The organism is Paenibacillus sp. CAA11 (assembly GCF_003060825.1).
In the GTDB taxonomy this organism is placed as follows: Bacteria; Bacillota; Bacilli; order Paenibacillales; family Paenibacillaceae; genus Fontibacillus.
This window is the reverse complement of record NZ_CP028922.1, coordinates 2013100-2037591: the sequence shown is the minus strand read 5'-3', so window position 1 is coordinate 2037591 and position 24492 is coordinate 2013100. Positions and strand designations below refer to the sequence as shown.

At 48.1% G+C, this 24492-nt stretch carries 21 protein-coding genes; 5 read left to right on the top strand and 16 right to left on the bottom strand.

Annotation, left to right across the window (positions count from 1 at the left end; all coding sequences use genetic code 11):
- Nucleotides 1-13: 13 nt before the first annotated feature.
- The 7 genes from DCC85_RS09615 to DCC85_RS09585 form a co-directional block, all read right to left on the bottom strand.
- On the bottom strand, nucleotides 14-943 hold the full coding sequence (locus DCC85_RS09615) for a Gfo/Idh/MocA family protein (RefSeq protein WP_234414402.1): 930 nt from the start codon (nucleotides 941-943) through the stop codon (nucleotides 14-16).
- Nucleotides 944-959: 16 nt separating this feature from the next.
- Entirely contained in the window at nucleotides 960-1706 is a 747-nt protein-coding gene (locus DCC85_RS09610) for an SDR family NAD(P)-dependent oxidoreductase (RefSeq protein ID WP_108465391.1), read from the bottom strand.
- A gap of 26 nt (nucleotides 1707-1732) precedes the next feature.
- The gene (locus tag DCC85_RS09605) at nucleotides 1733-2239 is read right to left on the bottom strand and encodes a GNAT family N-acetyltransferase (RefSeq protein WP_234414401.1); all 507 of its coding nucleotides are present in this window, start codon (nucleotides 2237-2239) and stop codon (nucleotides 1733-1735) included.
- A gap of 37 nt (nucleotides 2240-2276) precedes the next feature.
- A complete protein-coding gene (locus DCC85_RS09600; protein ID WP_108465390.1) occupies nucleotides 2277-2675 on the bottom strand; it encodes a hypothetical protein in 399 nt (132 codons plus the stop codon).
- Between the two features lie 49 nt (nucleotides 2676-2724).
- Nucleotides 2725-3960, bottom strand: coding sequence for a spinster family MFS transporter (locus DCC85_RS09595; RefSeq protein WP_108465389.1), 1236 nt, complete (start codon nucleotides 3958-3960; stop codon nucleotides 2725-2727).
- Nucleotides 3961-4019: 59 nt separating this feature from the next.
- On the bottom strand, nucleotides 4020-4562 hold the full coding sequence (locus DCC85_RS09590) for a GNAT family N-acetyltransferase (protein ID WP_108465388.1): 543 nt from the start codon (nucleotides 4560-4562) through the stop codon (nucleotides 4020-4022).
- A gap of 266 nt (nucleotides 4563-4828) precedes the next feature.
- Nucleotides 4829-5671, bottom strand: coding sequence for an aldo/keto reductase (locus DCC85_RS09585; RefSeq protein WP_159081832.1), 843 nt, complete (start codon nucleotides 5669-5671; stop codon nucleotides 4829-4831).
- Between the two features lie 291 nt (nucleotides 5672-5962).
- Here DCC85_RS09585 and DCC85_RS09580 point away from each other — a divergent pair, with 291 nt between their 5' ends.
- The gene (locus tag DCC85_RS09580; protein ID WP_159081831.1) at nucleotides 5963-6520 is read left to right on the top strand and encodes a PadR family transcriptional regulator; all 558 of its coding nucleotides are present in this window, start codon (nucleotides 5963-5965) and stop codon (nucleotides 6518-6520) included.
- A gap of 77 nt (nucleotides 6521-6597) precedes the next feature.
- Here DCC85_RS09580 and DCC85_RS09575 read toward each other — a convergent pair whose 3' ends face one another.
- Nucleotides 6598-7212 (bottom strand): HD-GYP domain-containing protein, encoded by a 615-nt coding sequence (locus DCC85_RS09575; protein WP_234414400.1) that lies wholly within the window; start codon nucleotides 7210-7212, stop codon nucleotides 6598-6600.
- A gap of 276 nt (nucleotides 7213-7488) precedes the next feature.
- A complete protein-coding gene (locus DCC85_RS09570; RefSeq protein WP_108465386.1) occupies nucleotides 7489-8451 on the bottom strand; it encodes a tyrosine-type recombinase/integrase in 963 nt (320 codons plus the stop codon).
- Between the two features lie 315 nt (nucleotides 8452-8766).
- Between DCC85_RS09570 and DCC85_RS09565 the strand changes: the two genes are divergently transcribed.
- The 3 genes from DCC85_RS09565 to DCC85_RS09555 are packed head-to-tail and all read left to right on the top strand — an operon-like array spanning nucleotide 8767 to nucleotide 11472.
- Nucleotides 8767-9900, top strand: coding sequence for an ABC transporter ATP-binding protein (locus DCC85_RS09565; RefSeq protein ID WP_108465385.1), 1134 nt, complete (start codon nucleotides 8767-8769; stop codon nucleotides 9898-9900).
- The gene (locus DCC85_RS09560; RefSeq protein ID WP_108465384.1) at nucleotides 9897-10553 is read left to right on the top strand and encodes an ABC transporter permease; all 657 of its coding nucleotides are present in this window, start codon (nucleotides 9897-9899) and stop codon (nucleotides 10551-10553) included. The genes DCC85_RS09565 and DCC85_RS09560 overlap by 4 nt, the downstream gene beginning before the upstream one ends.
- Before the next feature lie 16 nt (nucleotides 10554-10569).
- Complete coding sequence (locus DCC85_RS09555; protein WP_108465383.1) at nucleotides 10570-11472, top strand: ABC transporter substrate-binding protein; 903 nt, start codon at nucleotides 10570-10572, stop codon at nucleotides 11470-11472.
- 96 nt (nucleotides 11473-11568) lie between these two features.
- Here DCC85_RS09555 and mmsB read toward each other — a convergent pair whose 3' ends face one another.
- The 6 genes from mmsB to DCC85_RS09525 form a co-directional block, all read right to left on the bottom strand.
- The gene (gene mmsB / locus DCC85_RS09550; RefSeq protein ID WP_108465382.1) at nucleotides 11569-12732 is read right to left on the bottom strand and encodes a multiple monosaccharide ABC transporter permease; all 1164 of its coding nucleotides are present in this window, start codon (nucleotides 12730-12732) and stop codon (nucleotides 11569-11571) included.
- Nucleotide 12733: 1 nt separating this feature from the next.
- Nucleotides 12734-14266 carry a multiple monosaccharide ABC transporter ATP-binding protein gene (mmsA, locus tag DCC85_RS09545; protein ID WP_108467791.1) on the bottom strand — a complete coding sequence of 511 codons (1533 nt, stop codon included), beginning with the start codon at nucleotides 14264-14266 and terminating at the stop codon, nucleotides 12734-12736.
- Nucleotides 14267-14300: 34 nt separating this feature from the next.
- The gene (gene chvE, locus DCC85_RS09540) at nucleotides 14301-15386 is read right to left on the bottom strand and encodes a multiple monosaccharide ABC transporter substrate-binding protein (protein WP_108465381.1); all 1086 of its coding nucleotides are present in this window, start codon (nucleotides 15384-15386) and stop codon (nucleotides 14301-14303) included.
- 219 nt (nucleotides 15387-15605) lie between these two features.
- Nucleotides 15606-16829: a response regulator transcription factor gene (locus DCC85_RS09535; RefSeq protein WP_108465380.1), complete on the bottom strand. Its 1224-nt coding sequence runs from the start codon at nucleotides 16827-16829 to the stop codon at nucleotides 15606-15608.
- Nucleotides 16826-18760 carry a cache domain-containing sensor histidine kinase gene (locus tag DCC85_RS09530; protein WP_108467790.1) on the bottom strand — a complete coding sequence of 645 codons (1935 nt, stop codon included), beginning with the start codon at nucleotides 18758-18760 and terminating at the stop codon, nucleotides 16826-16828. Before DCC85_RS09530 ends, DCC85_RS09535 begins: the two co-directional genes overlap by 4 nt.
- Complete coding sequence (locus tag DCC85_RS09525; RefSeq protein ID WP_108465379.1) at nucleotides 18750-19757, bottom strand: substrate-binding domain-containing protein; 1008 nt, start codon at nucleotides 19755-19757, stop codon at nucleotides 18750-18752. The genes DCC85_RS09530 and DCC85_RS09525 overlap by 11 nt, the downstream gene beginning before the upstream one ends.
- Nucleotides 19758-20294: 537 nt before the next feature.
- Here DCC85_RS09525 and DCC85_RS09520 point away from each other — a divergent pair.
- Nucleotides 20295-23753: a S8 family serine peptidase gene (locus DCC85_RS09520; RefSeq protein WP_159081830.1), complete on the top strand. Its 3459-nt coding sequence runs from the start codon at nucleotides 20295-20297 to the stop codon at nucleotides 23751-23753.
- Nucleotides 23754-23841: 88 nt separating this feature from the next.
- Here the strand turns inward: DCC85_RS09520 and DCC85_RS09515 are convergent, their stop codons facing one another.
- Complete coding sequence (locus DCC85_RS09515; protein ID WP_234414399.1) at nucleotides 23842-24489, bottom strand: MOSC domain-containing protein; 648 nt, start codon at nucleotides 24487-24489, stop codon at nucleotides 23842-23844.
- Between the last annotated feature and the right edge of the window lie 3 nt (nucleotides 24490-24492).

Below are 24492 nucleotides of genomic sequence, written 5' to 3'. Positions count from 1 at the left end.
CCTCCCTTAATAACTATGATGTTAGCTCCTTAGCCCCTTTCGCTTCCGCACAGCGAATAATCTCCTCACATAGCAGGTGACTCTCCAGCGCGTCTCTGGCTGTAATTGAAGGAGCACTTCCCTGCTGAACACAAGTCAGAAAATGTTCAATGATCGGCTCAAATCCTCTCCGGTAAAGCACCGTATCCCAGTCGCTAAATCCCTGTCTGTGTTCCTTGCCGTCCTTCATCCACAGCGTCTCATTCAGCTGATTGACTACCCACTTATTTGAAGGTGAAATGATTTCAAGGCGCTCTTCATTAAATCCGCTGTCCCGGTTCATCATGCCTATCCCTGTAAAGCCATCCCCTTGAAGCTGCAAGCTAACCTGACAGAGCAGCCCATCCAGTTGAAGTACAGATATCTCCGAATGCCGGACTTGATCAGGCAGCAGAAAACGAAGCGTGTCCACAACATGAATAAAATCATCCATTATAACTCTGCGGGCAATATCCGGGCTTCGCAAACGGTGTTTCTGTAAGAGAATCATCCGCCGATCCGGCTTGGACTTAAGATCAGCTACCATAGGAGCAAATCTCCGGTTAAAACCGATCATAAGCATGACACCCAGCTCTTCAGCCAGCTCCACCAAACGAACTGAATCCTCATAGTGGTAAGCAATTGGCTTGTCTGCATACACAGGCACCCCGGCACAAAACAGCTGTTCAATGATTTGCGGATGACTCTCTGTAGCCGAATGCACAAAAGCCGCATCAATCTGGTGTGCCAATAATTCTTCGACCGTGTTCACGGATGCTTCAGGACGATATTTCTGTACAAGCTGCTTCAAAGTTGACTGATTCCGGGTACAAAAAATGAGTTCTACGCCCTTTCTTACTCCAATAACCGGCAAATACGCCTTCTGGGCAATTCCGCCCAGACCAATTATTCCGATGCGCAGCATATAAGCTTAGCCCCCTCTATTCCTCATAAATCATCTTGCGGGTCATTCCCCCGTCCACTATCAGTTGGGTTCCGGTTACAAATGTATTGTCAGGATGCGTCAGATACATGCAGGCCCTAGCAATATCCCCCGGATATCCCACCCGGCCTACCGGATGCTGCTCATGATCTGCCGGCCTAAGCGCGTCATAATTTCCTGTCTCAATCCAGCCGGGGCTTACGCAATTGACACGGATTCCATCCTGACCAAGAGAGATGGCAAGCGCATGGGTTAGGGCGACAATTGCCCCTTTGGAAGCTGCATAGGCTTCCGTATTAGGCTCAGACATGATAGCCCGGGTGGATGCCATATTTACAATAGCCCCTCCTCCGCGCTGCTTCATATAGCCTGCAGCTTCACGGGAGGCAAGGAACACGCTTCTCACATTTGTATTCAGAATGTCGTCCCATTCGGAAAGAGACAGCTCGTACGGGGATTTCCAGCGGGAGACCCCTGCATTATTGATCAGAATATCTATAGCCCCGAATTCATCGGCAGCCTGCTTCATGAGCTGCTGAATCTCTGTCTCTAGCCTCACATCACATGGGATAAACATCGCATTCCGCCCTTCCTGACGGATGGAAGCGGCTGTGGCTGCTCCTTGTTCTTCATTCGAATCGGACAGAACAACATAAGCACCTGCCTCCGCAAAGGCTTCGGCCACTCCACGTCCAATACCCTGAGCTGCTCCAGTCACAATGACAACTTTCCCTTCAAATGACATGCTTTATGCCTCCTCAATTAGCTGTATTAGATAGACTGCCAACACAAGGCTGTTTCCATTAGCTTGACTCCATCCATCTCCAGCTCTCCCTGGCCGACCCGGACTGCTCCAAGCCCTTCATAGAAGGAAACTGCTGTATTCTGACTTAACGCCCATACCAGGCAAGAACCGTATCCCGCTCCCCGAAGCAACCGCAGCAATTGCTGAACCAATTGGGTCCCGAGCCCATTCCTTTGAGCTTCCTGGAGCAAATAAATCGCATACAGTTCTCCTTCAGCCTTATAGGCTGCATCCCGATTCGGACCACCGGAGCAGAAACCTACGATACGGCCGGTGTCATCCTCAGCCACTAGAACGATCGTGGTACTCTGCGGATCACAAAGCGCCTTTTCCCAAATCTTAGCACGTTGTTCTATACTGATCTTATCCAGGTAGGAATCTGGAACCATTCCCCGGTAAGTCGATTTCCAGCTTGCCACGCTCACTTCAGCAATTCCCTGAATATCCGCTTCCGACGCTTGTCTGATCAACATGATTTCTGCCCTCCAACCCTTATGAATATTGAGTAAGTTACCGCCTAACTTCAAACAATCCTTGCAGCAAACTCATCCCGCTAACCACACCAAACAAGAACCTCCCCTGATATTTGAAAACATCCGTATATAGCGGAAGCTCCGGCAGTTTGATATATTGTCCCACCGTAGGATACACAAACAGCAAAAAAGCCGGGAGAAAGACAGCCAGCAAAAGCGGTTTATGCGGCCGCCATTTGTTGGGGATGCCGATCAGCAAGCTTACATAAGCACCGAGCACTACAGGGTATAATATTCCCGCCATGCGGATATAATCTGTCTTATTCTTGCTGCTGTTGGCATTCACTGAATCCATCCAATCGTTCCCATAATAAAGAAGGAGGATCGCTCCCGCGATCCATAGCAAAAAGTAGAAATATCCTTTGTTTAATCTCATCTATCATTTCTCCTAATCCGGGTAGTGAATAAATATAGTTTACCATAGTTTAGGATGGGATTTCGCCCGTCTGACCTACGGTTTCCCGTTTGTAGACTCGCACAGGTACGAACCAGATCATTAGGAAGAAGAAGACCGAAGCAAGCAGTACGGGTATAGATAAGGTCTGAATCGCGAACACCAAACCGCTGTGATCCGATATCTCTCCCACAATATAAGTGCTGAACACATCACCAAGTAGATGCATTATAAAAAGCGCTGTTGCCTGAGAAGTATTCCAGATCGATTTGGGCGATACGTCAAAAATAATGGCCGACGCAATACCGACATGCCACATTAAGAAAAAGACTGACAGAAACAGCAGCGGCAGACTTAGAAGCTGCATTCCCAGCGCCAAAAAAACAGCGCATAACAGCATCGCAATCGACACGGTATAGATTCTTCCTCTGGGGTTCTTCTTCAGCCAGTAATCGGCAATAATCCCACCAAGCGGTGCTCCCAGCAAACCTGCAACCACCACCATCGCTCCCGAGAGGGTTCCCGAAGCTCCTACAGAATAGCCAAATGCTCGGTGGAATAAGGTAGGGCCAAAGTAAGCAATCGCGCCAAATGCAAAGGAAATTCCCGCATATCCTAATGAAGCAAGCAGGAATGGAGCGTTGCGGAACAGCGAAAGCATATCCTTACGCCGCAATACCAGCTTCTTCTCAGTTATTGCTTGAGAGTTCTCGGTCATCGAGCCGGATGGCAGCTTCCATGTAAAATAGGCCAGTACCAGACCCGGCAAACCAACGATCGTGAAGGCAGCCGGCCAGCCCAGCTGCGATCCAAGGGCTCCTCCAAGCGTAACCCCTAATGCGCTGCCAATTGGAAGACCCAAATTGAACAGGCCTAGCACCTTAGCTCTTTTACCCTCAGGGAACAATCCTGACAAGATACTGGCCCCGGTCGTTACAAATGCGGCCTCACCTAACCCTACCAGGGACCGGAACAAATAAAGAGAAGAGAACGACCAAGCGAGTGCGGAACCAATTGTCGCAAGGCTCCAAACGGCCGTTCCTATAGCAGCAACCTTATGGGGCTTCCATCGGTCTGACCAGATGCCCAAGGGAATGGCAGCTACCGCATAAGTAATCATAAAGGCTGTGCCCAAGAGGCCGATCATGGCATCATTGACTGCAAAATCCTTCTGCAATAAGGGGAGCACACCTGAAGTCACATTTCGATCTAGATAATTTAGAATATTAAGCAGCAAAAACAGAATAAAAGCCTTCTTCGCGTTCATCAAGCAAGCTCCTTTTTTATCTTTTTGCTTGCATTGTACTCGATGAATGTTATCCCCGATTAAACCGGTTCAGTATTTTGCAAATCAATCACCATATGAATGTCTTCTGGTTCCTTGGCGTACAGCCGTTCGTCCACTTCTTCGGTCAGTCCCCCTCCGCAATGACGATAAAAATTCACCGCGGACTCGGTCTCTGTAGAAGAGATGTAGAGAAACTTCGCTCCCCTACGCTTTGCCTCAAGCTTTAATTCATGCATCAACCTTTTGCCTACACCCTGCCTGCGGTAAGATCTGGATACATACATCAGGTCCACTTGAAGGCCGTCTTCTCGCTTGCCCAGCCAACGATGAGCTAAGACGGCAAAGCCCGCCAAGTCCTCTCCAGCATAGGCACCATAAGCAATTCCGCCGTGCTGTAGCTCGTCTACGAACCGATCTTGTAATTCCTGAAGCATTAAGGGACTCCAGGAACCGCATTCATGATTAGCCTCTTCAGCCTGAATCCCTAAGCTGCCCATCCGATATACCTTGGAAATATGCTCAGAACGATCTATTTCCTTTAATTTACCAACCTCATGTATTCCCATTTCTCTAATTTGCATATTCATTCCTCCTGATCTGCTATTGATTTATTTCTAGGTGAGCAGAAATTCACAAGAGTTGAAATGCTTCAGGGAGCATTTGATCTACCAAATTAGAGCGTCTCTGATATGTACTAGCTCTTATATCCTTAACCTCCTTTCGTCTTTTACTATGATTACTATCATGCCATATGAGGATATCACTTGAACAGACAGTATCGTACAAAAAAAGAGCCGGGAGAAATCTCCTCGGCCCTTTATCATGAACTGCACCTATTGGCTGCTTATTAGAAATTAAAATTGTCTGGGTCTGCACCTGTACGTTCATTCTTATTCAAAGCGTCGATCGCAGCCATATCCTCAGCACTCAGCTCAAAATCAAAAACAGAGGAGTTCTCGATAATGCGCTGCTCCTTCACTGATTTTGGAATGGTTACAATTTTACTTTGCAGATCCCAACGAAGCACGATTTGTGCCGAAGTCTTGCCGTATTTCTCTGCAATTTTGCTAATCGTCTCATCTTTAATGATTTGGCCGTTAGCTAGCGGAGACCAAGCCTCAATCTGGATACCCTTGCTTTCCGCAAACTTACGAAGCTCTAATTGACTTAAATAAGGATGAAGCTCGACCTGATCAACAGCAGGCACAACCTCTGCATCCCCCAGCAGATCCTCCAAATGATGAACATGGAAGTTACTTACCCCAATTGCACGTACCTTTCCTTCTTTGTACAGCTTCTCAAGAGCCTTCCACGTCTCTTTATACTTCCCTTTCACCGGCCAGTGAATCAAATACAGATCCAGATATTCCAGACCAAGACGCTTTAAGCTTGCTTCAAAAGCCTCCAGTGTAGACTCGTAGCCTTGATCGGAATTCCATACCTTTGAGGTAATGAATAGCTGATCCCGGCTAACGCCCTCTTCCTTCATAGCTTCGGCAATGGCCTGTCCAACGCCTTCTTCGTTCTTATATACAGCGGCTGTATCAATACTGCGGTAACCATGCTTGATGGCCCACTTTACGGAGTTGATAACCTCGCTTCCATCCTCTACCTGCCATACTCCAAGCCCGAACCAAGGCATTTCAACTCCGTTGTTAAGTTTAACTGTGTCCTGTAATGTTTGTGCCACGTGTAATCCTCCTCATTCTGGGTTGGTTTTCATTATTATTATGCCGGATGGCATTTATAATTAAAAGTACGCACTTTTTTGATACCATTAAAAAGAACCCCTCCTCTAACCGATATATCTATATAGGTTGAACTAAAGTTTTACATTGACTTTTCTATATTTAACACCTAATACGGCCCTATAACATTCATTTCTTTAGTTCATTCTATATAGGAGATAACGTCATGATTATTCATACTATTTAATATACCGTATAATATGAGTAGCCTATGTTTGTTAGGGGGATTTAAAGTGAGCGACCAACATCAAAATAGGATGGTAAAATCGAATACCGTTGAAAAAGGAGAACGCCGAACTCGCTTTTATGGAAGAGGCGGTGTTAAATACGCCATATTAGAGCAGCTGGAACAAGGCTCCAAATATGGGTATCAGATCATTAAGGCTTTAGGCGACAACTCGGGTGGGATTTATATTCCCAGTGCCGGTTCGATCTACCCGACGCTGCGAACCCTGGAACAGCGGAACCTGATACAATCGGAGATGCTGGACGGCAAGAAAGTATATACGATTCAAGAGGCCGGCAGACAGTTTCTCAAGAGCAAACCGATTCAAGAAGAATATGGTGCTGCAGCCTATCGCGCCGAGAAATATAGACTTGAACGTGAAGGGCATGGAAAAGCCTTCAAAGAAGAACTGGCAGGGCTTATGCTTCTCGTGAGCAAGACAGAAAAAGCAACCGTGGGACATCCAAGTCACTGGGCACGGTTTCAAACGGCTATCGCTCAGTTCAAAGAGGATGTAAATTCTATTTTGGAAGAGCTGCAGCCAGCGATTAAATCCGATAAATAGTGAAAAGGTCCGAATATGGAAGGAGCGTAAATTCCAGCATTCGGACCTTTTATTATTTTTATGTACAACTGCTACAATTAATAAATATCCAGAACCTCGTTTGGCATATCGAGAAAGATATCCACCAAAGACGCATCAAACTGGCTTGCCATCCCTTTCTTAAGCTCCGCCTTTGCATCCTCTATGGTTTTGCGCTTCTTGTACGGACGATCCGAAAGCATCGAATCAAAGGCATCCACCACTGCACAGACCCGTGAGAAGAAGGGGATTTCTTCACCCCGAAGATTGTACGGATACCCCATTCCGTCCCATCTCTCGTGATGATGAAGCACCGTCAGCACAATTTCTTCCTCAATTCCTGGATGAGCCCCAACAATTTCACTTCCCAGAACCGGATGGAGCTTCATAATTTTCCATTGCGTATCATTCAATTTGCCCTTATGATCCAAAATTTCAGTTGGAATCATAATCTTACCAATATCATGCAAGAAACAGCCTCGCATCAAGCTTTTCTTCTCTTTCTCCGAAAGCTCTATTTGATCCGCTAATTTCTCTGCGAGCATGGCTACTCTGACACAGTGCGCATACGTCTCTTCATGTTTTTTGCGAAGACTGCACATCCAATCTGCAGCTTCAAAGGCTCCAAGTATAGGCATATTTTCTTTACTGCGGGATAAGCTAATAGCATTCACTTATCTGCTTCCTCCTTCGTCAAGCGTCACTCCACAACGATGATTATGGTGTTAGGCAGCATCTCCCTTAGTCACTTTGCTTTGAATCTATCAAAAAATAATTTTGACTATTTTTTGCATTAAAATACAAGTCAACTTACGATGTCGTACAATAACACTTATACGACACTTCGAGACAAGAATTAACATAATATCAAAAAATATAAAACAGGAGTTACGATTCATTATAGGCGAAAAATACTATATTTTCAAATGGGTTTATAGTCCTATCGACATTTATTTTATATATTCTTGAATATAGTCATGTACAAAATCTGGTGCACCCTTCTTCATGAGTTCCACCGTATGTAGATAGCGCTGCGTCGTATTAATATGTGAATGTCCCAAGCTTTCCTGAACCTGCTGTAGTGAAGCCCCGCTTAACAATGCCAATGTGGCATTTGTATGTCTCAGCCAGTGCGGAGTCAGCTTTTTTTGAATGCCAGCTTGCTCTCCAGCGGTTTGAATAATTCGTTCTATTTGCCGAGTTGAGATTGGGAATACCAAGTCCTTGAAGCTGAAATCACTCCGTTTTTGGCTTATGCTCAAATATTCTTCAAATACTTCCCACAGGTTGCGAGGAACCTTAATTTCTCTTGATTTCCCCCCTTTTGTATGCTGAAGCTCTAGCCATACTGAAGTTTCCGCTGCATCACTTTGGAAGTTCTCCCAGCGTATTGACGCTGCTTCTGAAACTCTCAATCCCAAGAGTACAAGAGACAATCCTATCAAGTAATTGCGCATGCTTTGTTTGTGCAGAGTATGAAGTAGACGCCCCACTTCCTTCTTAGTTAAAAAATGTTTACGACTTGTGACCGGAATCTGTGGAATCCGAACACTTGAAGTAGGATTGTTTGAGAAAAATCCGATATTCGGGTCACTTCCCCATTTAAAAAATGATTTAAGAGGTGCAATGGATGCTGCCACGCTTGCAGGGGCCAATGATTTATTAGTTATTGAAAAGCTCCCCTGAGAAAGGCTTAATTTATAGGCTTCAATATCCCTCCATGAGACTTCATTTAATGGTTTGTAATTAATAAATGAACGAAAATGCCCAATCGCCCGGAAATAATTCCTCTGAGTGTTTGAGGTTCTACAGGTGGTAGTCAAAAACATTTGAACGATCTGTTCATCATTAAAGACTTTGCCTTGAGTCTTTAGAACTAAAATTTGCTCGTTTGATGTATTCTCGTTGTACATTTGATGTATCCTCCTTGAAGTGTCGTATAAGTGTTATTGTACGACATCCTCCACCGTTCATTAATTCGCCTTATTTGTTGTGTGTTAAATCACTCTAAACCCCCAATTTTATCCACAAAAATCGTGTTATTAAAGGGTTTAACAAAATCCTAATTACAAAACTTGGATAACACCATTATACTTCAATTGTACTCCAGAGTCTTTTTCCCTAGGTAAAAAGACTCTATTTATTTTGAAATTGCACTATTTGTTCGTACATAAAATGCCAATTTTACGGGCATACTTACCTTACCTTAAGAAAAGGTGGGGTATGGCTTGCTTAAATTCGATCAAGTTGGAAAAACCTATTCAGACGGTTATCAAGCGGTCAAAGATTTGAATTTTGAAATCCATGCCGGTGAGTTTATTGTTCTTATTGGCCCAAGTGGCTGCGGAAAAACAACAACCATGAAGATGATCAATCGTTTGGAACGTCATACGGAAGGGGTTATCACCCTACAAGGTAAGAATATTAACCAAATCGACCCGGTACGCCTTCGGCGGAACATCGGCTACGTCATCCAACAGACAGGGCTGTTCCCCCATTACACTATTGAACAAAACATCAGCCTTCTTCCAGATCTAAAAGGATGGGAACCCGCAAAAATAAAGCGGCGTGTGGAAGAACTAATGGTAATGGTTGGGCTAGAACCTTCCCAATATGCCACAAGATATCCTAAGGAACTCTCAGGCGGACAACAGCAAAGAGTCGGTGTGGCCAGAGCCCTTGCCGCTGATCCCGACATCATTTTGATGGACGAACCTTTCGGCGCATTGGACCCCTTAACACGGGAACAAATTCAAGACGAGCTGCTGCGTCTACAGCAGGAAATGAAGAAAACTATTGTTTTTGTAACCCATGATATGGACGAGGCATTGAAGCTTGGAGATCGCATTGCAGTGATGAAGAGCGGTTCATTGCTGCAGTTTGATACGCCGGAGATGCTGTTGCGTGAGCCGGCACATGGCTTTGTCGAGGAGTTTATCGGGAAGAAGAGGATATTTCAAAATCCCGAGTTTATCCCTGTTACTGAGATTATGAGGGAAAATCCAGCCACAATCTCCCCTTCCCGTTCATTAGTGAAGGCTATAACGATAATGCGGCAGCGTAAAACGGACACACTGCTGGTCAGTAACGACCAAGGAAAACTCGTTGGGATTATTTCGGCTTACGAAGTTCAAACTCGGTTGAAGGATGAGTTAACGGTCGAGTCCATTGTCCACCCCGTCCACCCCATTCTTCCCAATACAGCAACGGCTAAGGATGCGTTAATGGCTATTACGGAAGCTAAGCATGGAGTTATTCCTGTTGTAGATCAATATCAGCGGGTGATAGGTGTTGTAACGAGGGGAACACTGCTTACGGTATTTGCCAGTCATTGGGCAGGGGAAGGAGATGAAGAAGCATGACAGGATCGTTCTGGGACCAATTTGTTACTCAGGTGTCTCTACGATGGGGTGATCTGCTATCAGCGATTGGGCAGCATATTGAGCTTGTATTTTTCTCCATGCTAGCTGCCATGGTTATCGGGATTCCTGCTGGAATATTAATCGCACGCTATCAAGCCTTCAAAGGAACCGTGCTTGGCATCGCCAATATTTTGCAGACTGTCCCCAGTCTGGCTCTTCTTGGGCTGCTCATCCCCTTGCTGGGGATTGGACCAGTCACTGCCATTACGGCATTATTTCTATACTCCTTGCTCCCTATTATTCGCAATACCTATACAGGAATCAAGGACGTTAATGCTTCTATTATCGAAGCAGCTGTCGGAATGGGGCTGACACGCAGGCAGATTCTGTTCAAGGTCGAACTGCCGCTAGCCCTGTCCTTCATCATGGCCGGCATCCGGACAGCAACTGTAATTAATGTAGGAACAGCAACACTAGCTGCTTTTATTGGAGCCGGAGGCTTAGGAGATTTCATTTTCCTGGGGATATCTCGTAATTTGGATGCGTTGATTTTGCTCGGTGCCCTGCCTGCAGCTATGCTCGCTCTTGTACTCGACTTACTGCTGGGAGCACTTGAGAGACGAACCACTCCTCCAGGTCTAAAACCATCATGACAGGAGAGGCCAAGCTATGGATCTTAGGAAAACAACAGTCTGCATTGCTGTGATCTTCTCCCTGCTCTGCCTATCAAGCTGCGGGAAGAATCCTTCGGCTCCCGGCAAAGCTGGGGGAGATCTGATTATTGGTTCCAAGAACTTTACGGAGAACATTGTACTCGCCAACCTAATGGCATTGGTCATAGAGGATAAGACAGATATTCACGTGAAGCTTAAAACAAACCTCGGGGGTTCCAACATTGCTTGGACCGCCCTGCGGAAAGGCTCCATTCAAATATACCCGGAATATACGGGAACTATTGTGCAAAATTACTATCAGTCGAAGACTGGATCTCCCGAGGAGACCTTGTCCATAACAAGAAAGCTTCTAAACCAAGACAAGCTTGCTTTCCTATCTCCATTCGGATTCAACAACTCTTATACTTTGGCGGTTCAACAAGAGACCGCCCAGAAGTTCAACTTGCAGACTTATAGTGATGTAGCCAAGGTAGCTCCAAAGCTATCTCTTAGCTGCCCTTTTGAGTTTGTTGACCGGCCTGACGGATACCCCGGGCTTCGCGACGCCTACAACTTAAATTTCCGCAAAGTCAAAGGTATGGACACAGGAATTATGTACCGTCTTATCGCACAAAGGGATACCGATGTGGTTACCGCCTACACAACGGACGGTCAGGTCAGCATTAACAAGCTTAAGCTGCTGGTGGATGATCGCTCGTTCTTCCCTCCTTATGATGCAGGGCCCCTTGTACGGCAAGACACTCTTAATCAATATCCGCAGCTTGCCGAAGTCTTAAATACACTGCACAACCAGATCAGTGAGAAGGAAATGCAGGAGATGAATGCCAAAGTGGACGAAGGATATAAGGCCGAGCAGATCGCCGCAGACTTTCTTAAACAAAAGGGATTAATTCGTTAAGCCTATGCTGACTAAAAAAGAACCCCTGTCTCAAAAAGATAGGGGTTCTCACCGTTATAGGGACAGCCGGCTTCCCAATCTGAGACGCTTATCCGCTTAAGCCGACCGTTTATTCTTGTTATAAATATCGAACGCGACCGCAAGCAGCAGCACTAAACCCTTGATCCCCTGCTGCCAGTCGATTCCGAGACCAACCAGCGACATGCCGTTGTTCAGAACGCCCATGACCAGACCGCCGATGATCGCGCCAAACACGTTGCCAATTCCGCCGGAGGCAGAAGCTCCGCCTATGAAGCAGGCAGCTATCGCGTCCAGCTCAAAGTTCGTACCAGCTCTTGGCGTCGCTGCATTCAGACGTGCGGCGAAGATTAAGCCGGAAATAGCAGCCAGTACGCCCATGTTCACGAACACCCAGAACGAAACTTTTTTCGTTTTTACCCCGGACAAGCCTGCCGCTTTCTCGTTGCCACCCAGAGCATAAATGTGACGGCCCATCACCGTCTTATTCATGACAAAGGAGTAAATCACGATCAGGACAAACAGCAGAATCAGAATGTTAGGGATTCCTGAGTAGCTTGCGAGCATAAAGGTAAACACATTGATCACCGCCACGAGCAGTACCAGCTTCAACAAGAAGAGCCCTTGCGGAATGACTTTGAAGTTATATTTCTGCTGTGCCTTGCGATGGCGAAGCTCATTGATAATATATACTACCGAGAGTACAATTCCTGCCAGAACGGCAACCATATTCGTACCGAAGCTGCCAAAGTCGGGGATAAAGCCCGAGCTGATCTTCTGAAAACCGGAAGGGAATGGCGAGATCGATTGCCCCTCCAGCACGATCATCGTCAGGCCGCGGAACAACAGCATCCCGGCCAGTGTCACGATAAATGCAGGAATGCGAACATACGCCACCCAGAAGCCCTGCCAGGCTCCAATCAGACCGCCCATCACCAGTGCCGCGATCACTGCAACCCAGGTTGGAAGACCCCAATCCACCATCATAATGGCGGCTATGGCACCGACAAAAGCCGCAATGGAGCCGACCGACAAGTCAATATGCCCCGTGATAATGATGAGCACCATCCCGATCGCGAGCACCAAGATATAGCTGTTCTGCAGAATAAGGTTCGTAATGTTAATCGGCTTGAGCAGTAGGCCGCCGGTCAACACTTCGAACAGCAGCATAATAACTACTAAAGCAATGATCATTCCGTACTGCCGAATATTGTTTTTAAACAGTTTTGAGATTGTATCCATATTAGGCCCCTCCCGACTTGGTCATATATCTCATCAGCGTTTCCTGCGTGGCTTCCTCGCGGTTTACTTCACCGGTTATCCGCCCCGCATTCATCACATAAATCCGGTCGCACAGTCCAATGACTTCCGGCAGCTCGGAGGAAATCACCAGCACCCCTTTGCCCTGGGCTGCCAGCTCGTGAATAATGGTATAAATCTCGAATTTCGCTCCCACATCAATCCCGCGGGTTGGCTCATCAAGGATCAGAATGTCCGGTTCGGCATAGATCCATTTGCTCAGCACCACCTTCTGCTGGTTACCGCCGCTCAAATTGCCGGTTTTCTGAAGAATGGAAGGTGCCTTGATATTCATCCGCTTTCGCATGTCTTCAGCGACTAAGACTTCCTCTCGTTCATTGACCACCGTACCACGGGTCAGCTTGCCAAGGCCGGTGAGCGAAATATTGCGCTTGATATCATCCATCAGGATCAGCCCATATTCCTTACGGTCCTCGGTAACATAAGCGAAGCCGTTATCAATAGCTGCAGTGATTGTATTGTTGCTAATTTCCTTACCATCCTTAATTAATTGTCCCGTGATATTCCGGCCATAGCTCTTGCCGAAAATACTCATAGCCAGCTCGGTACGTCCTGCGCCCATAAGCCCTGCAATTCCTACGATTTCACCATGGCGGATATACATATTGATATTGTCCAGCGCCTTGCGGTCAGCATGATGCTCGTGATAGACAGTCCAGTTCTTAACCTCCAAGACCGTATCACCAACCTCTGCATGGCGTTCCGGATAGCGGCTGGTCATATCCCGGCCGACCATGCCGCTTATAATCCGGTCTTCATTCACTGCATCCCGCTTCATATCGAGTGTCTCAATCGTTTTGCCGTCGCGCAAAATGGTCACCGAATCCGATACCTTAGACACCTCATTCAGCTTGTGAGAGATCAGAATGCAGGAAATGCCTTGACGTTTAAACTCCAGCATCAGTTCCAGCAGATTTTCACTATCATCCTCATTAAGCGCCGCCGTCGGTTCATCGAGAATCAACAGCTTAACCTTTTTGGAAAGCGCTTTCGCAATTTCGACCAGCTGCTGCTTGCCGACCCCAATATTAGTGACCAGCGTATTAGGATTCTCCTTAAGCCCTACCTTGCTAAGTAGCTCCTGGGTACCGACAAAAGTCTCGTTCCAGTCGATAACCCCACCTTTAGTACGCTCATTGCCGAGGTAGATATTCTCCGCAATGGACAGATAAGGGATTAGCGCCAGCTCTTGATGGATGATGACAATTCCTAGTTCCTCACTCTGTTTGATGCTTTTGAATTGGCACTCCTGACCCTCAAACAAAATCTGCCCATCGTAGCTGCCATGCGGGTACACGCCGCTCAGCACCTTCATCAGCGTCGATTTACCTGCGCCATTCTCCCCGCACAGGGAGTGAATTTCGCCTTTTCGTACCTTGAGATTTACGTTCTCCAGCGCCTTAACTCCGGGAAACGTCTTCGTAATTCCTCTCATCTCCAGAATAAATTCTGACATGGCTTTCGCTCCTTTCCCCGCTTTCGCAGTCAGCTTATTTAAGCCCAATCTCTTCCTTCGTGTAATACTGCTGCTCAACAATTTCCTGCTCAACATTGGAAGCGTCTACAGAAACAGGGTCAAGCAAATATGACGGAACAACCATCAATCCATTGTTATAAGATTTAGTATCGTTAACTTCAGCAGGCTCATTGTTCAGAATACTCTCAGCCATTTTCACTGTCTGAGCCGCCAGCTTGCGTGTATCCTTAAATACGGTCTGGGTCTGCTCCCCGGCTACAATGGATTTAATGGAGGCCAGCTCCGCATCCTGCCCAGTGATCACGGGCAGCGGCTTATTCTTAGTGCCATAGCCGATCCCTTTCAGGGAGGAAATAATCCCGATACTGATACCGTCGTATGGCGACAGCACCGCATCCAGGTTCTCACTGGAATAGTGGGCGCTCAGCAGATTATCCATCCGGGCTTGAGCAAGCGCTCCATCCCAGCGAAGTGTTGCGATCTGTGCCATAGTGGTCTGATTGCTTCGCACCACCAGCTTGCCTGAGTCGATGTAAGGCTTAAGCACCGACATGGCTCCGTTGTAGAAGAAGTATGCATTGTTATCATCTGGTGATCCGCCGAACAGCTCGATGTTGAACGGCCCTTTGCCTTCCTTCAGCCCCAGCTTTTTCTCAATGTAAGATGCCTGAAGGACCCCAACTTTGAAATTATCAAAGGTAGCATAGTAGCTCAGGTAAGGCGTATTGCGGATCAAGCGGTCATATGAGATCACCTTAATCCCCTGGGCATGCGCCTTAGCAATCACATCTGTCAGCGTGTTCCCATCAATAGAGGCGATGACAATAACGTCTACCCCCTTCGTAATCATGTTCTCAATTTGCGAGATCTGATTCTCCACAACATCCTCGGCGAACTGTAGATCTACCTTATAACCCTTTTCTTGGAATAGACGAGCCATGTTCTGCCCATCCGCGACCCATCGCTCTGAAGATTTGGTCGGCATGGCCAGGCCGATGTAGCCTTTCTCCGCGCTACCCGTTTTGTTCTCGGCCAAATTGCAAGCCGTCAGAGCGAACAACAAGGCAAGCACTAAGACAAACATAAATCCTCTTCTCATGCGCTATCCCCTTTTCGCGATTATTTTCTGTAGGAATACGGCGACTGTGCCGCAATCCGTTAACTTATCGTTACGACAACAGAATAACACCGCTTACATTCCCAGTCTTTGCAGGAAAACAACTTTTTTTATAAAATTTTATCTTTTCTTTGATACAAAAAAACGGACGCCGCACAAACTTAGGCATCCGTTATTAAAGGACTTATTCTTATCTTTAGGTTACTCTTCAGCTTGAAAGGCTGCTCCCTTGCGGTATTGGTTAGGAGAAACCCCTACCACTTTCTTGAAAGCCGTGCTGAAATAATGCTGGCTCTCATACCCCACCTGCTCTGCAATCTCATGAATGGTGGCGTTGGTAGCATTCAGCAGCTGAATGGCCTTTCGAATCCGCATTTGGGTCAAAAAGTTAACAAAAGAAGCGCCCAGCTCCTTCTTCAGCACCCGGCTAAGGTGAACAGGCGATACCTGAAGCGCTGCGGCCAGGCCCTCCAAGGTAAGATCAGGATTATTGTAATATTCCTGCAGCACCTGTCTTGCACGCCGGGCCAGCGGAGAGAGCTGAGACTCGCGGCAAACATGCTCACGGCATGACCTGTAGACATCCACTAATGATGATAACCCTTGTTGAATCCGCTGCAAATGGGCCTGTACGGTTACCTTCATATACTGCTGGACATTCCGTTCTATTTCTACAACGGTCTCCTCCGGAGCCGCTTCCCACAGAACGAAGCATATCATGTCTTGCCGATCACGGAACATAACGTGCTGGTTCGGCTGCAGCAGCTCCTCTGCGATATTCTCAATCGCAAATAGGAACAGCTGCCGATCTCCCTCTGTTGTCAGCGTCTGCGTGGCTGTCATCTCCGGCCAGCGGATGACCCCAAGCTGCTGTGGGCAGGTGACCGGGAGCTTCAGAAATTCAAGTTGCTCCCTGATCTCATCGGGCGATAGCTGTCCCTCAACCCAGTCCTTGCAAAAACGGTCACGCAGCAGCGGTATATTCCGAGTTAACTGTTCGGAGGCCTTCTCTAAATATTCATGTTGGCGCTGAAGATTATCGAGTTCCTCCTTCACATGGAACAACACCTGCCATAGATGATCCGCATTAACCGGCTTTAGAATATAATCCTCAACCCCAAGCCGAATTGCTTCCTGTGCGTACGCAAACTCATCATGTCCGGTGATAATAACGAAGCGGCAGTCCGGCAGCTCAATCCGCAGCCGCTTCATCAGGCCGATCCCGTCCAGAAATGGCATGTTCATATCTACCAGCAGCACATCAATTTTGCTTTGAACTGCCAGCTCCAGCGCTTCCTCTCCATCCTCAGCTTCATGGATCACCTCCATACCTAGACGGGACCAGTCCATCGCATCACGAATGCCTTCACGAATAATCGGCTCATCATCTGCAATCAATACACGATAAGGTACCTTGCTTGTCATCTGTCTGTCTCCTCCCCCTGATTCCATCCCTGCTCACCAAGCAGCGGGTGTCTAATCGTTACCTTCGTTCCTTCTCCTTCCCGGCTGTCCAGCTCAATCCCATAAGCATCCCCAAAGGCGAGGTGGATACGGGCCTGTACATTCAGCATACCGTAGCTCCGCCCAGTCTTCTCCATCCGGTTCGACTGAAGCTCCATAGCTCGAAGCGGTTCCCGCAGCTTCTCCCGCAGTTCCTGCAGCTTCTCCTGGCTCATTCCGACACCGTTATCTTGGACAGTCAGAATTAGGCACTCTTCCCTCTGCCTAACCGAGATATGAATATGCCCTGCACCACGTCGTGCCTTAATGCCATGATAGATCGCGTTCTCCACCACCGGCTGAAGCAGCAGCTTCAGCACAGGGAACTCTCCGGTCTCTGGATCCTGCTCTACTGTGAAAGTCAGCCTGTCCCGATACCTGGTCTTCTGGATTTGAATGTAGCTTTTGATATGCTGTATCTCTTCGTCAAGCTGGATAATATCCTTGCCTTTGCTGAGGCCGATCCGGAACAGCTGAGATAGCGCTTCCACCATCTCGGACACATCGTCTGCCCCCTTCTTGCGAGCCATCCAGTGAATCGTATCCAGTGTGTTATATAGAAAATGAGGCTTGATATTAGCCTGCAGGCTGCGCAGCTCAGCTTCACGCTTCTGCTTCTCCCGCAGCTCATTCAGCCGGATCAACCGCCGGATCTGGATCAGCATCCGGTTGAAGCTGCGTCCGAGCATCCCCACCTCATCATGCCTTCTGCCGCTATAGCGTACAGTCAAGTCCCCCGATTCTGCTGTACGCATGAAGGACATCAACTGGCGGATGGGTCCGGTGATCGATTGCGACAGCAGCACAGACGCCGTGACGCCGATCAGTCCTACTAGAAATAAGAAACAAATAACATAGAAATGAATCTGCCTAACCTCAGACGCCGATTCTCGAGTCAGAAAGACACCGACAGTCTGCCAGCCGGTGAAGCTTGACTTGCGGTATACCAGCTGCAATTCCTTGCCTTCTACATTGCGGACCGCCGTGCCGGAATCCGCCTGGTCGGTCCAATCTGAAGGCAAGCTCGATAGATAAGAATGCTCCGGCTTGTAGATCGCTTTTCCATCTGCATCAGCGACCATAAGATAACCGGTTTTCCCCAGCTTCACATCCCGGACGGCCTGAGCAACGGTCCGCAGCTTCAGATCGATGAGTACGACACCCAGCACCTTCCGGCTTTCCGGATCTGTAATGGAACGTACTACGGAGACCACTTCTTCATCCGCATAATTAACATGGGTCGTAATATTACGGCCGTACGGATGTCCCAGAATGGTGAAGACCCCCTCACGGGCGGCTGCCTGCTGATACCAGCTCTCTTTTGTCAAATTTTCGTTCGTCCGGGCGTACATTTCATTGCTGATATAATCCCCTTGGGGATTAACCACCATGATTCCCGCGATTTCGGGGTACAAGGTCGTAAATTCCTGGAGAAATTGCTTGATCTCGTACAACTGATCATCAGCAGCAGGATTGGAGTAGGCTGGAGAAACTTCTCCGTCATCTCCGATTTGTCTGGAGGGACCGCCATCTGCTTCCGTCCCGCCAGCTAGGAAATGGCGAACATGCTGATTAAACCCGATCAAGTAAGTCGTATTCTGCAGGTTCTCCATATCGTTATCCAGGCTCTGATTTACCTTGCCGATAAGCTGCAGCGTGTTGGAGATCACCTGCTGATCAACAACACGCTCCACCGTCCAATTCACCAGAAATCCCAGGATGATGGAAGGCAGAATACCAATCAGCAGGAACAGAATGACCAGCTGATACCTAAGTTCCAGGCTTCCTGGACGGAGCCATTGAAGATACCGCTGAAGACCCGGCCTGCTCTGTTTATGATGGTTATTTAGCATAGTAATCCGCCACATTATCCTTTGTCACCACCGAAATCCCTGTATCTACCCGCACCGGAATCGGCGATACATCTCCAGCACTGGTTGGCGACGGAACAGTCAAGCCATGATGCAGATGGAACAAATACTGCAGCGACCAGTAACCCATATTCCATGTACCCTGAGCCATTGTCGCCGAGATGGTTCCATTCTCTATCATATCTAGTGTCCCCTTGTTCGTATCAAAGCTGATAATCTTCAGCGGCTTACTGCGCGGATTGTTCTTCACCGCCTCACCTACACCCGTTCCGCCCGTGGCCTCTGTAACAAATATTCCGGCCAGATCCGGATAGGCCTTGAGCAGCTTCTCCGCCTCGCGGCGTGAAACCATGGCGTCTCCCTTCCCATCGACGACTTTGACCACCTTCATGGACGGGTAACGCTTAGCGATAGTCTCTTCAAATCCCTTTCTTCGCTCCTCATGGTTCTGCAGTCCGGGCAGCGTAATAATCGCGATCTGCCCCTCCCGATCAGTGAGCTGCGCCATCTTCTCAGCAGCCGTTAATCCAGCATTATAATTATTTGTGCCAAGGAACGAATAAGCCCGGCTGCCTGGCGCATCGGCATCAAAGAGCACAACCGGAATGCCTGCAGCAACCGCCTTGTCGATCATCGGCGTCAGAGCGCCGGGATCAATCGCGGAGAGTGCAATACCAGCCGGCTTCTTCGCAATAATTTGCTCAAGCACCGTCATCTGCTCCTGCACATCATACTGTGTGGCTCCCCGGTATTCCACCGAGACTCCCAGCTTCTCGGCCCCGTCCTCGAAGCCTTTCAGGCAGTTTCTCCAGTACTCGAGCCCCGACTGGAAGGTGACCATTACATAGTTCTCCGCAATATCACCCTGCAGTCCTCGGCTGTCCCAGGCATTGACCTCTGATTGCTGTGAATAGTAGCGGAAGACATAAATCATAAAGGCGCTGATAATAACAATATAAATGAGAAGCATCTTTTTCATAGATTTCGAGTTCCCTTCTGCTTGAATAAAATCGAGCGGTCGCCTGTAACCGCATACATAAGCTAGGATGATTATATTTTATACAAAAATGATTCTGAGTGAAACGCTTGTGAATTATTGACAGCATTTAATATCTTCTCTTAGGCCAAGATCACGTTCATTGCCAATTAACCCTTTTAAACCTAGGTAAATAGTTTGTTTTAAATCTATGAAGCTATCTAGCAATTTAGCTGATTCGACGTGTTGCTAGTTCTGATTGATCTCTGCAAAGGTTGAACGAAAAAGGGACAGAAGTCCGATTCGCATCCGGAACCTTAGGTATAAGGCCATTAATTCGCACAATATGCGCTTCAATCCGTCATCTCTCGTCAATGTTAGCAAACCTGCCAACTAGGTATTGGGTTGCATTCCCTGAATACCAATTATATGTAAAATAATATTATATTTATTTCTATTTTCTGTATTTTGAGAGGAGGCCGGTTTAGTAGGAAGTATGGAAGTCAACCCAATAACCGTTTCAAAAAAGGAGGAAGTCATTTGAACATTAAATCACCCCGTCCATGGTTCTCTCTGCTCCTGGGTCTTACGGTAGCCCTAAGCCTGGTACCTGGAAATCCCGCTGCAGCGAGCGGAGAACAGGCCCAGCAAGCAAAATTGAAAGTTGATTCCAGACTCTCTCACGATCTTCCTCTTCCTGCCGGTAAGGTGCCGGGAATCCAGGCTAAGACCGCAACCGGTCCTGTCAACAGCGAGCCTCATAACTTTGTACCGGAAAGCGATAGCGATGCAATAACTACAGTTATTGTAGAGCTGAAGAACACTCCGGTAGATGTCTTCGAGAATCAGGTCTCTTCGATCGGAAAAAGTGTTCAGGCCAGCAAGGTTCGTACTGAGCATTCCAAATTTAAGTCTGCTGCAGAAGCGGCACTTTCCGTGCAATTCAAGCGCGAATATACACGTGCATTCAACGGTTATTCCCTAGAAATCCCCGCGAACCAAGTCAACCGTCTATTAAAGCTGCCAGGCGTCAAGGCTGTATATCCCAATCTGGAGTACCATGCCTTACCCATTGAAACCTCTGGTGAAGTAACCGCCCAGCTGGATAAGAGCGTGCCTCATATGGGTTCACCGGAGTTCTGGGAAGCCGGATACAAAGGTAAGGGCATTAAGGTAGGCGTTATTGACACTGGTGTCGACTATAACCATCCAAGTATCAAAGATGCCTTTAAGGGCGGCTACGATTTCGTAGATAATGATAAAGACCCGTTTGAAACAAGACCCAATCCAAACTTCCCGCCTAAGAACGGTAAACCGTATGAGACCAGTCATGGTACACACGTCTCAGGCACGATTGTGGGACGCGGCAACCCGGATCAGCCAGGCAGCACTGGATGGGCCCGCGGCGTAGCTCCCGAAGCCGATCTGTATGTCTATCGGGTGCTGGGCCCCTACGGAAGCGGGTCAAGCGAGAACGTTATTGCTGCTATTGAGGAGTCTGTAGCAGACGGTCTCGATGTCATCAACCTGTCGCTGGGCGCGGATTACAACAACCAGTATACAGCTGATACGGTTGCCTTGGATAATGCCGTTAAGGCCGGTGTTGAGGTGGTTGTTGCTAACGGGAACGACGGTCCTGGAGATGCCACGGTAGGCAGTCCCGGCGGGTCCCAGCTGGCCATTTCCGTAGGAGCATCAACTCCGCCTATGGATATTCCTATTTTTAACTCAGCAGAACATTCCGGCCTGCGTGCACAACTGGCCACCTTCTCACCGGATCTTACACCTTCGGAACAGGGATGGGACATCGTTGATGCAGGTCTGGGCAAAGCCGCTGACTATAACGGAGTAGACGTAAAAGGTAAGCTTGCTTTGGTATCCCGCGGAGAAATTTCATTCCAGGAGAAAGCCATCAATGCTACTGCAGCAGGTGCTACAGGATTAATTATCTATAACAATGAAGCTGGGGAAATTGCTGCCACGCTGAATGAGCCTGGAGACTATGCCCCGACCTACACTATTACCCAGACCGACGGCCAAGCCCTGAAGCGGGATATCGCAAGCGGCCAAGGGCATGTGACTATCGGCTCCTTGCACGAAGAGGACTATATGGCTGATTTCAGCTCTCGCGGTCCTGCGCTTCCTGACTATACCATCAAACCGGATCTCTCAGCGCCTGGCGTTAATATTACTTCTACTGTACCTGCTTGGGACGGCAATTATGAAGAGGCTTACGCATCGATGCAGGGAACCAGTATGGCTTCTCCTCATGTAGCTGGAGCCGTTGCTCTGGTTCTTGAGCGCTCCAAGAGCGAACGCAAGGAGAATCATCTCACCCCTAACCAAATCAAGGCGCTGCTGACCAATAACTCTGTAGTCTTGAATGACCGCAATGGTCAGCCTTATTCCGCACAAGTACAAGGCGCCGGACGGATTGACCTTGGGAACGTGCTTGAAGCGACAGCCATCGCTTCTGTAGAAGAGACTTTGCCGATCGAGCTGGATCACGGAGCAAGCAGTGATTACAAGACAGGCAGCTTCTCCTTCGGTCAAGTTGCTCCTGGAACCAGCGTGACCAAGACGCTGGACCTGGATAACCTTACCGGGGATGCTCAGGCTTATGATGTTCATGTGGATTGGCAAGCAGCCGGCGAAGCTGCACCTTCGCTTACAGCCGAATCTTCTTCCCTTTCACTCACAGCCGGTCAGCGGGCTGCTTCGCTAGGTGTTACGCTTGAAGTGCCGAAAACTGCGTCAGATGGCTACTATGAAGGGCGCATTACACTGACAGATCGGCAAACCGGCCATCAGCTGACACTTCCAGCAGGAGTGTACGTTGGTGAATCCTATACCATCGGAGCCGTAACGGATTTATCCGTGACACCGGACATTTTCTCTCCGAATCAAGATGGGCTGTACGATACCGCTGATCTTTCATTCACCGTAAATAGACCGCTGAAGGACTTCTCGCTTGTTGCAGAAGATGCATCCGGTAAAATCGCCGGAACAATCTATGACGGTCTGGCTCACCAGCCGGAACATCGGCCTGATATTTATCAGCTGTCTGCTTGGGATGGTAAGGTCCAAACAGATAAAGATGTTAAACCGCTTAACGATGGGCTTTACTGGCTGACCCCTTCCATTCATGATAGTGAAGAATTGCTGTCTGACGAAAGCGTTCCTTTTGTCCTGGACCGTGAAGCTCCTGAGGCTGCACTGGACGAGCCTAACGTGAAGGTCGACGAGAAGAACCCCGGCAAGGGCATCATTTCCGGCCAAATCGTTCGCGATACCCTACTTGAGGTCCTTCCCGTCTCTTACTCCGATGCCATTGGTGTTGCCGTGCTCTCAACAGGCGGTGATGGGCAGTCCGCTCAATATGATGGAGTTATTGATGAGAACGGCCGCTTTACGGTGGAAGTGCCGCTGACTGATGGCGAGAATAACTTTGAAATTTATGTATATGACGCTGCTTACAACGGACTTCTTGAACCTTTTAAAACGATCACTTATAACGGGGAAACGCCTGAACAGCCAGTAGAAGGTACTCTATCCTTGGATTCAGAGGATTATTCCATTACCTTGAATGACACCTTCGATGTTGCAGTGTTCTTTACAGATAAGGAAGGGAAAGTCAGAAACGTAACTAAAGAGGCCTCTTTCGAATCGGCCGATCCTTCCATTGTGTCCGTCGATTCGGAAGGCAATCTGACAGGACTCAAGCCTGGCACAACCAGCATTAAGGTCACTTATCAAGGAATCAGCACATCGGCTACCGTGTGGGTGGTGCGACCTTATGCGCCGAAGACACCAGCACAGGAGGAACCATCCACAGCCCCGAAAGTGAAGGATGAGGTTAAAGCTAAGGTTCCTGCGGATCAGACGGAAGCAGATCCTGCTCCAAATTCAGAAGAGAAGGCCCCTGCTGAGACAGATGGCAATAGCAATGCTGGTCAAGCCGCCCCTTCCAAAGATCAGAAGCAGGATAAACAAAATTAATGACTTAGCCCCTAGAGCGTACGCAGATAAAAGAGGAGAGCTCCTTCCGGGGCTCTCCTCTTCTCTATGAATTATGTAATGCTACAGTTCAGATGCGAGTGCGCTTGGATAACGTTTTCCGCCAATTCTCGGACAGGGCGTCCACCTCAAGAAGCTGCCTCAGCTCTGGGGTATCCTTCTTCTCACCAAACATCACACGGTGGGCAAAAGCAACCGTAATCCCTTTGCGATGGCGTTCTTGCAAGATCAGCGAATCTTTACTGGACACAAGACCTGTCTTGAGCACTCTGAAATAAAAGCCGGTATAGCCGGTTTTCTCCACCTGCTTAGGCAAATCCGGCAGCCCATGACGCACAGCTAATTTATAGCAGGGCTGTCTTGGCTGGGTAACCTGCAAGATAGCTTCGCCCCAATGGAAAATATCACCGATGCAAACCTCTGTCTCCACCAAACCCACAAGCGTAATATTTTCCCCAAAAGCTCCAGGTTCGAACGGATAATTAAAGGTCTTGCTCCAATAATCCATATGATCGTATGCATAGACACAAACCGCCTTGTCAGGACCCCCGTGGTGAACCAGATCCCCTTGGCCGTCTCCGTCAAGGTTAAGCTCTGATAAAAATATCGGACCTCGCACCGGTTGTTTGCCAATGCCTGATTGAACGGGCTTCGTATGACCTTCAAGCAGCTTCGGCAGTCCAACATTAAGCGAGCGAATCGTATAGCCGTTTTCCAATCC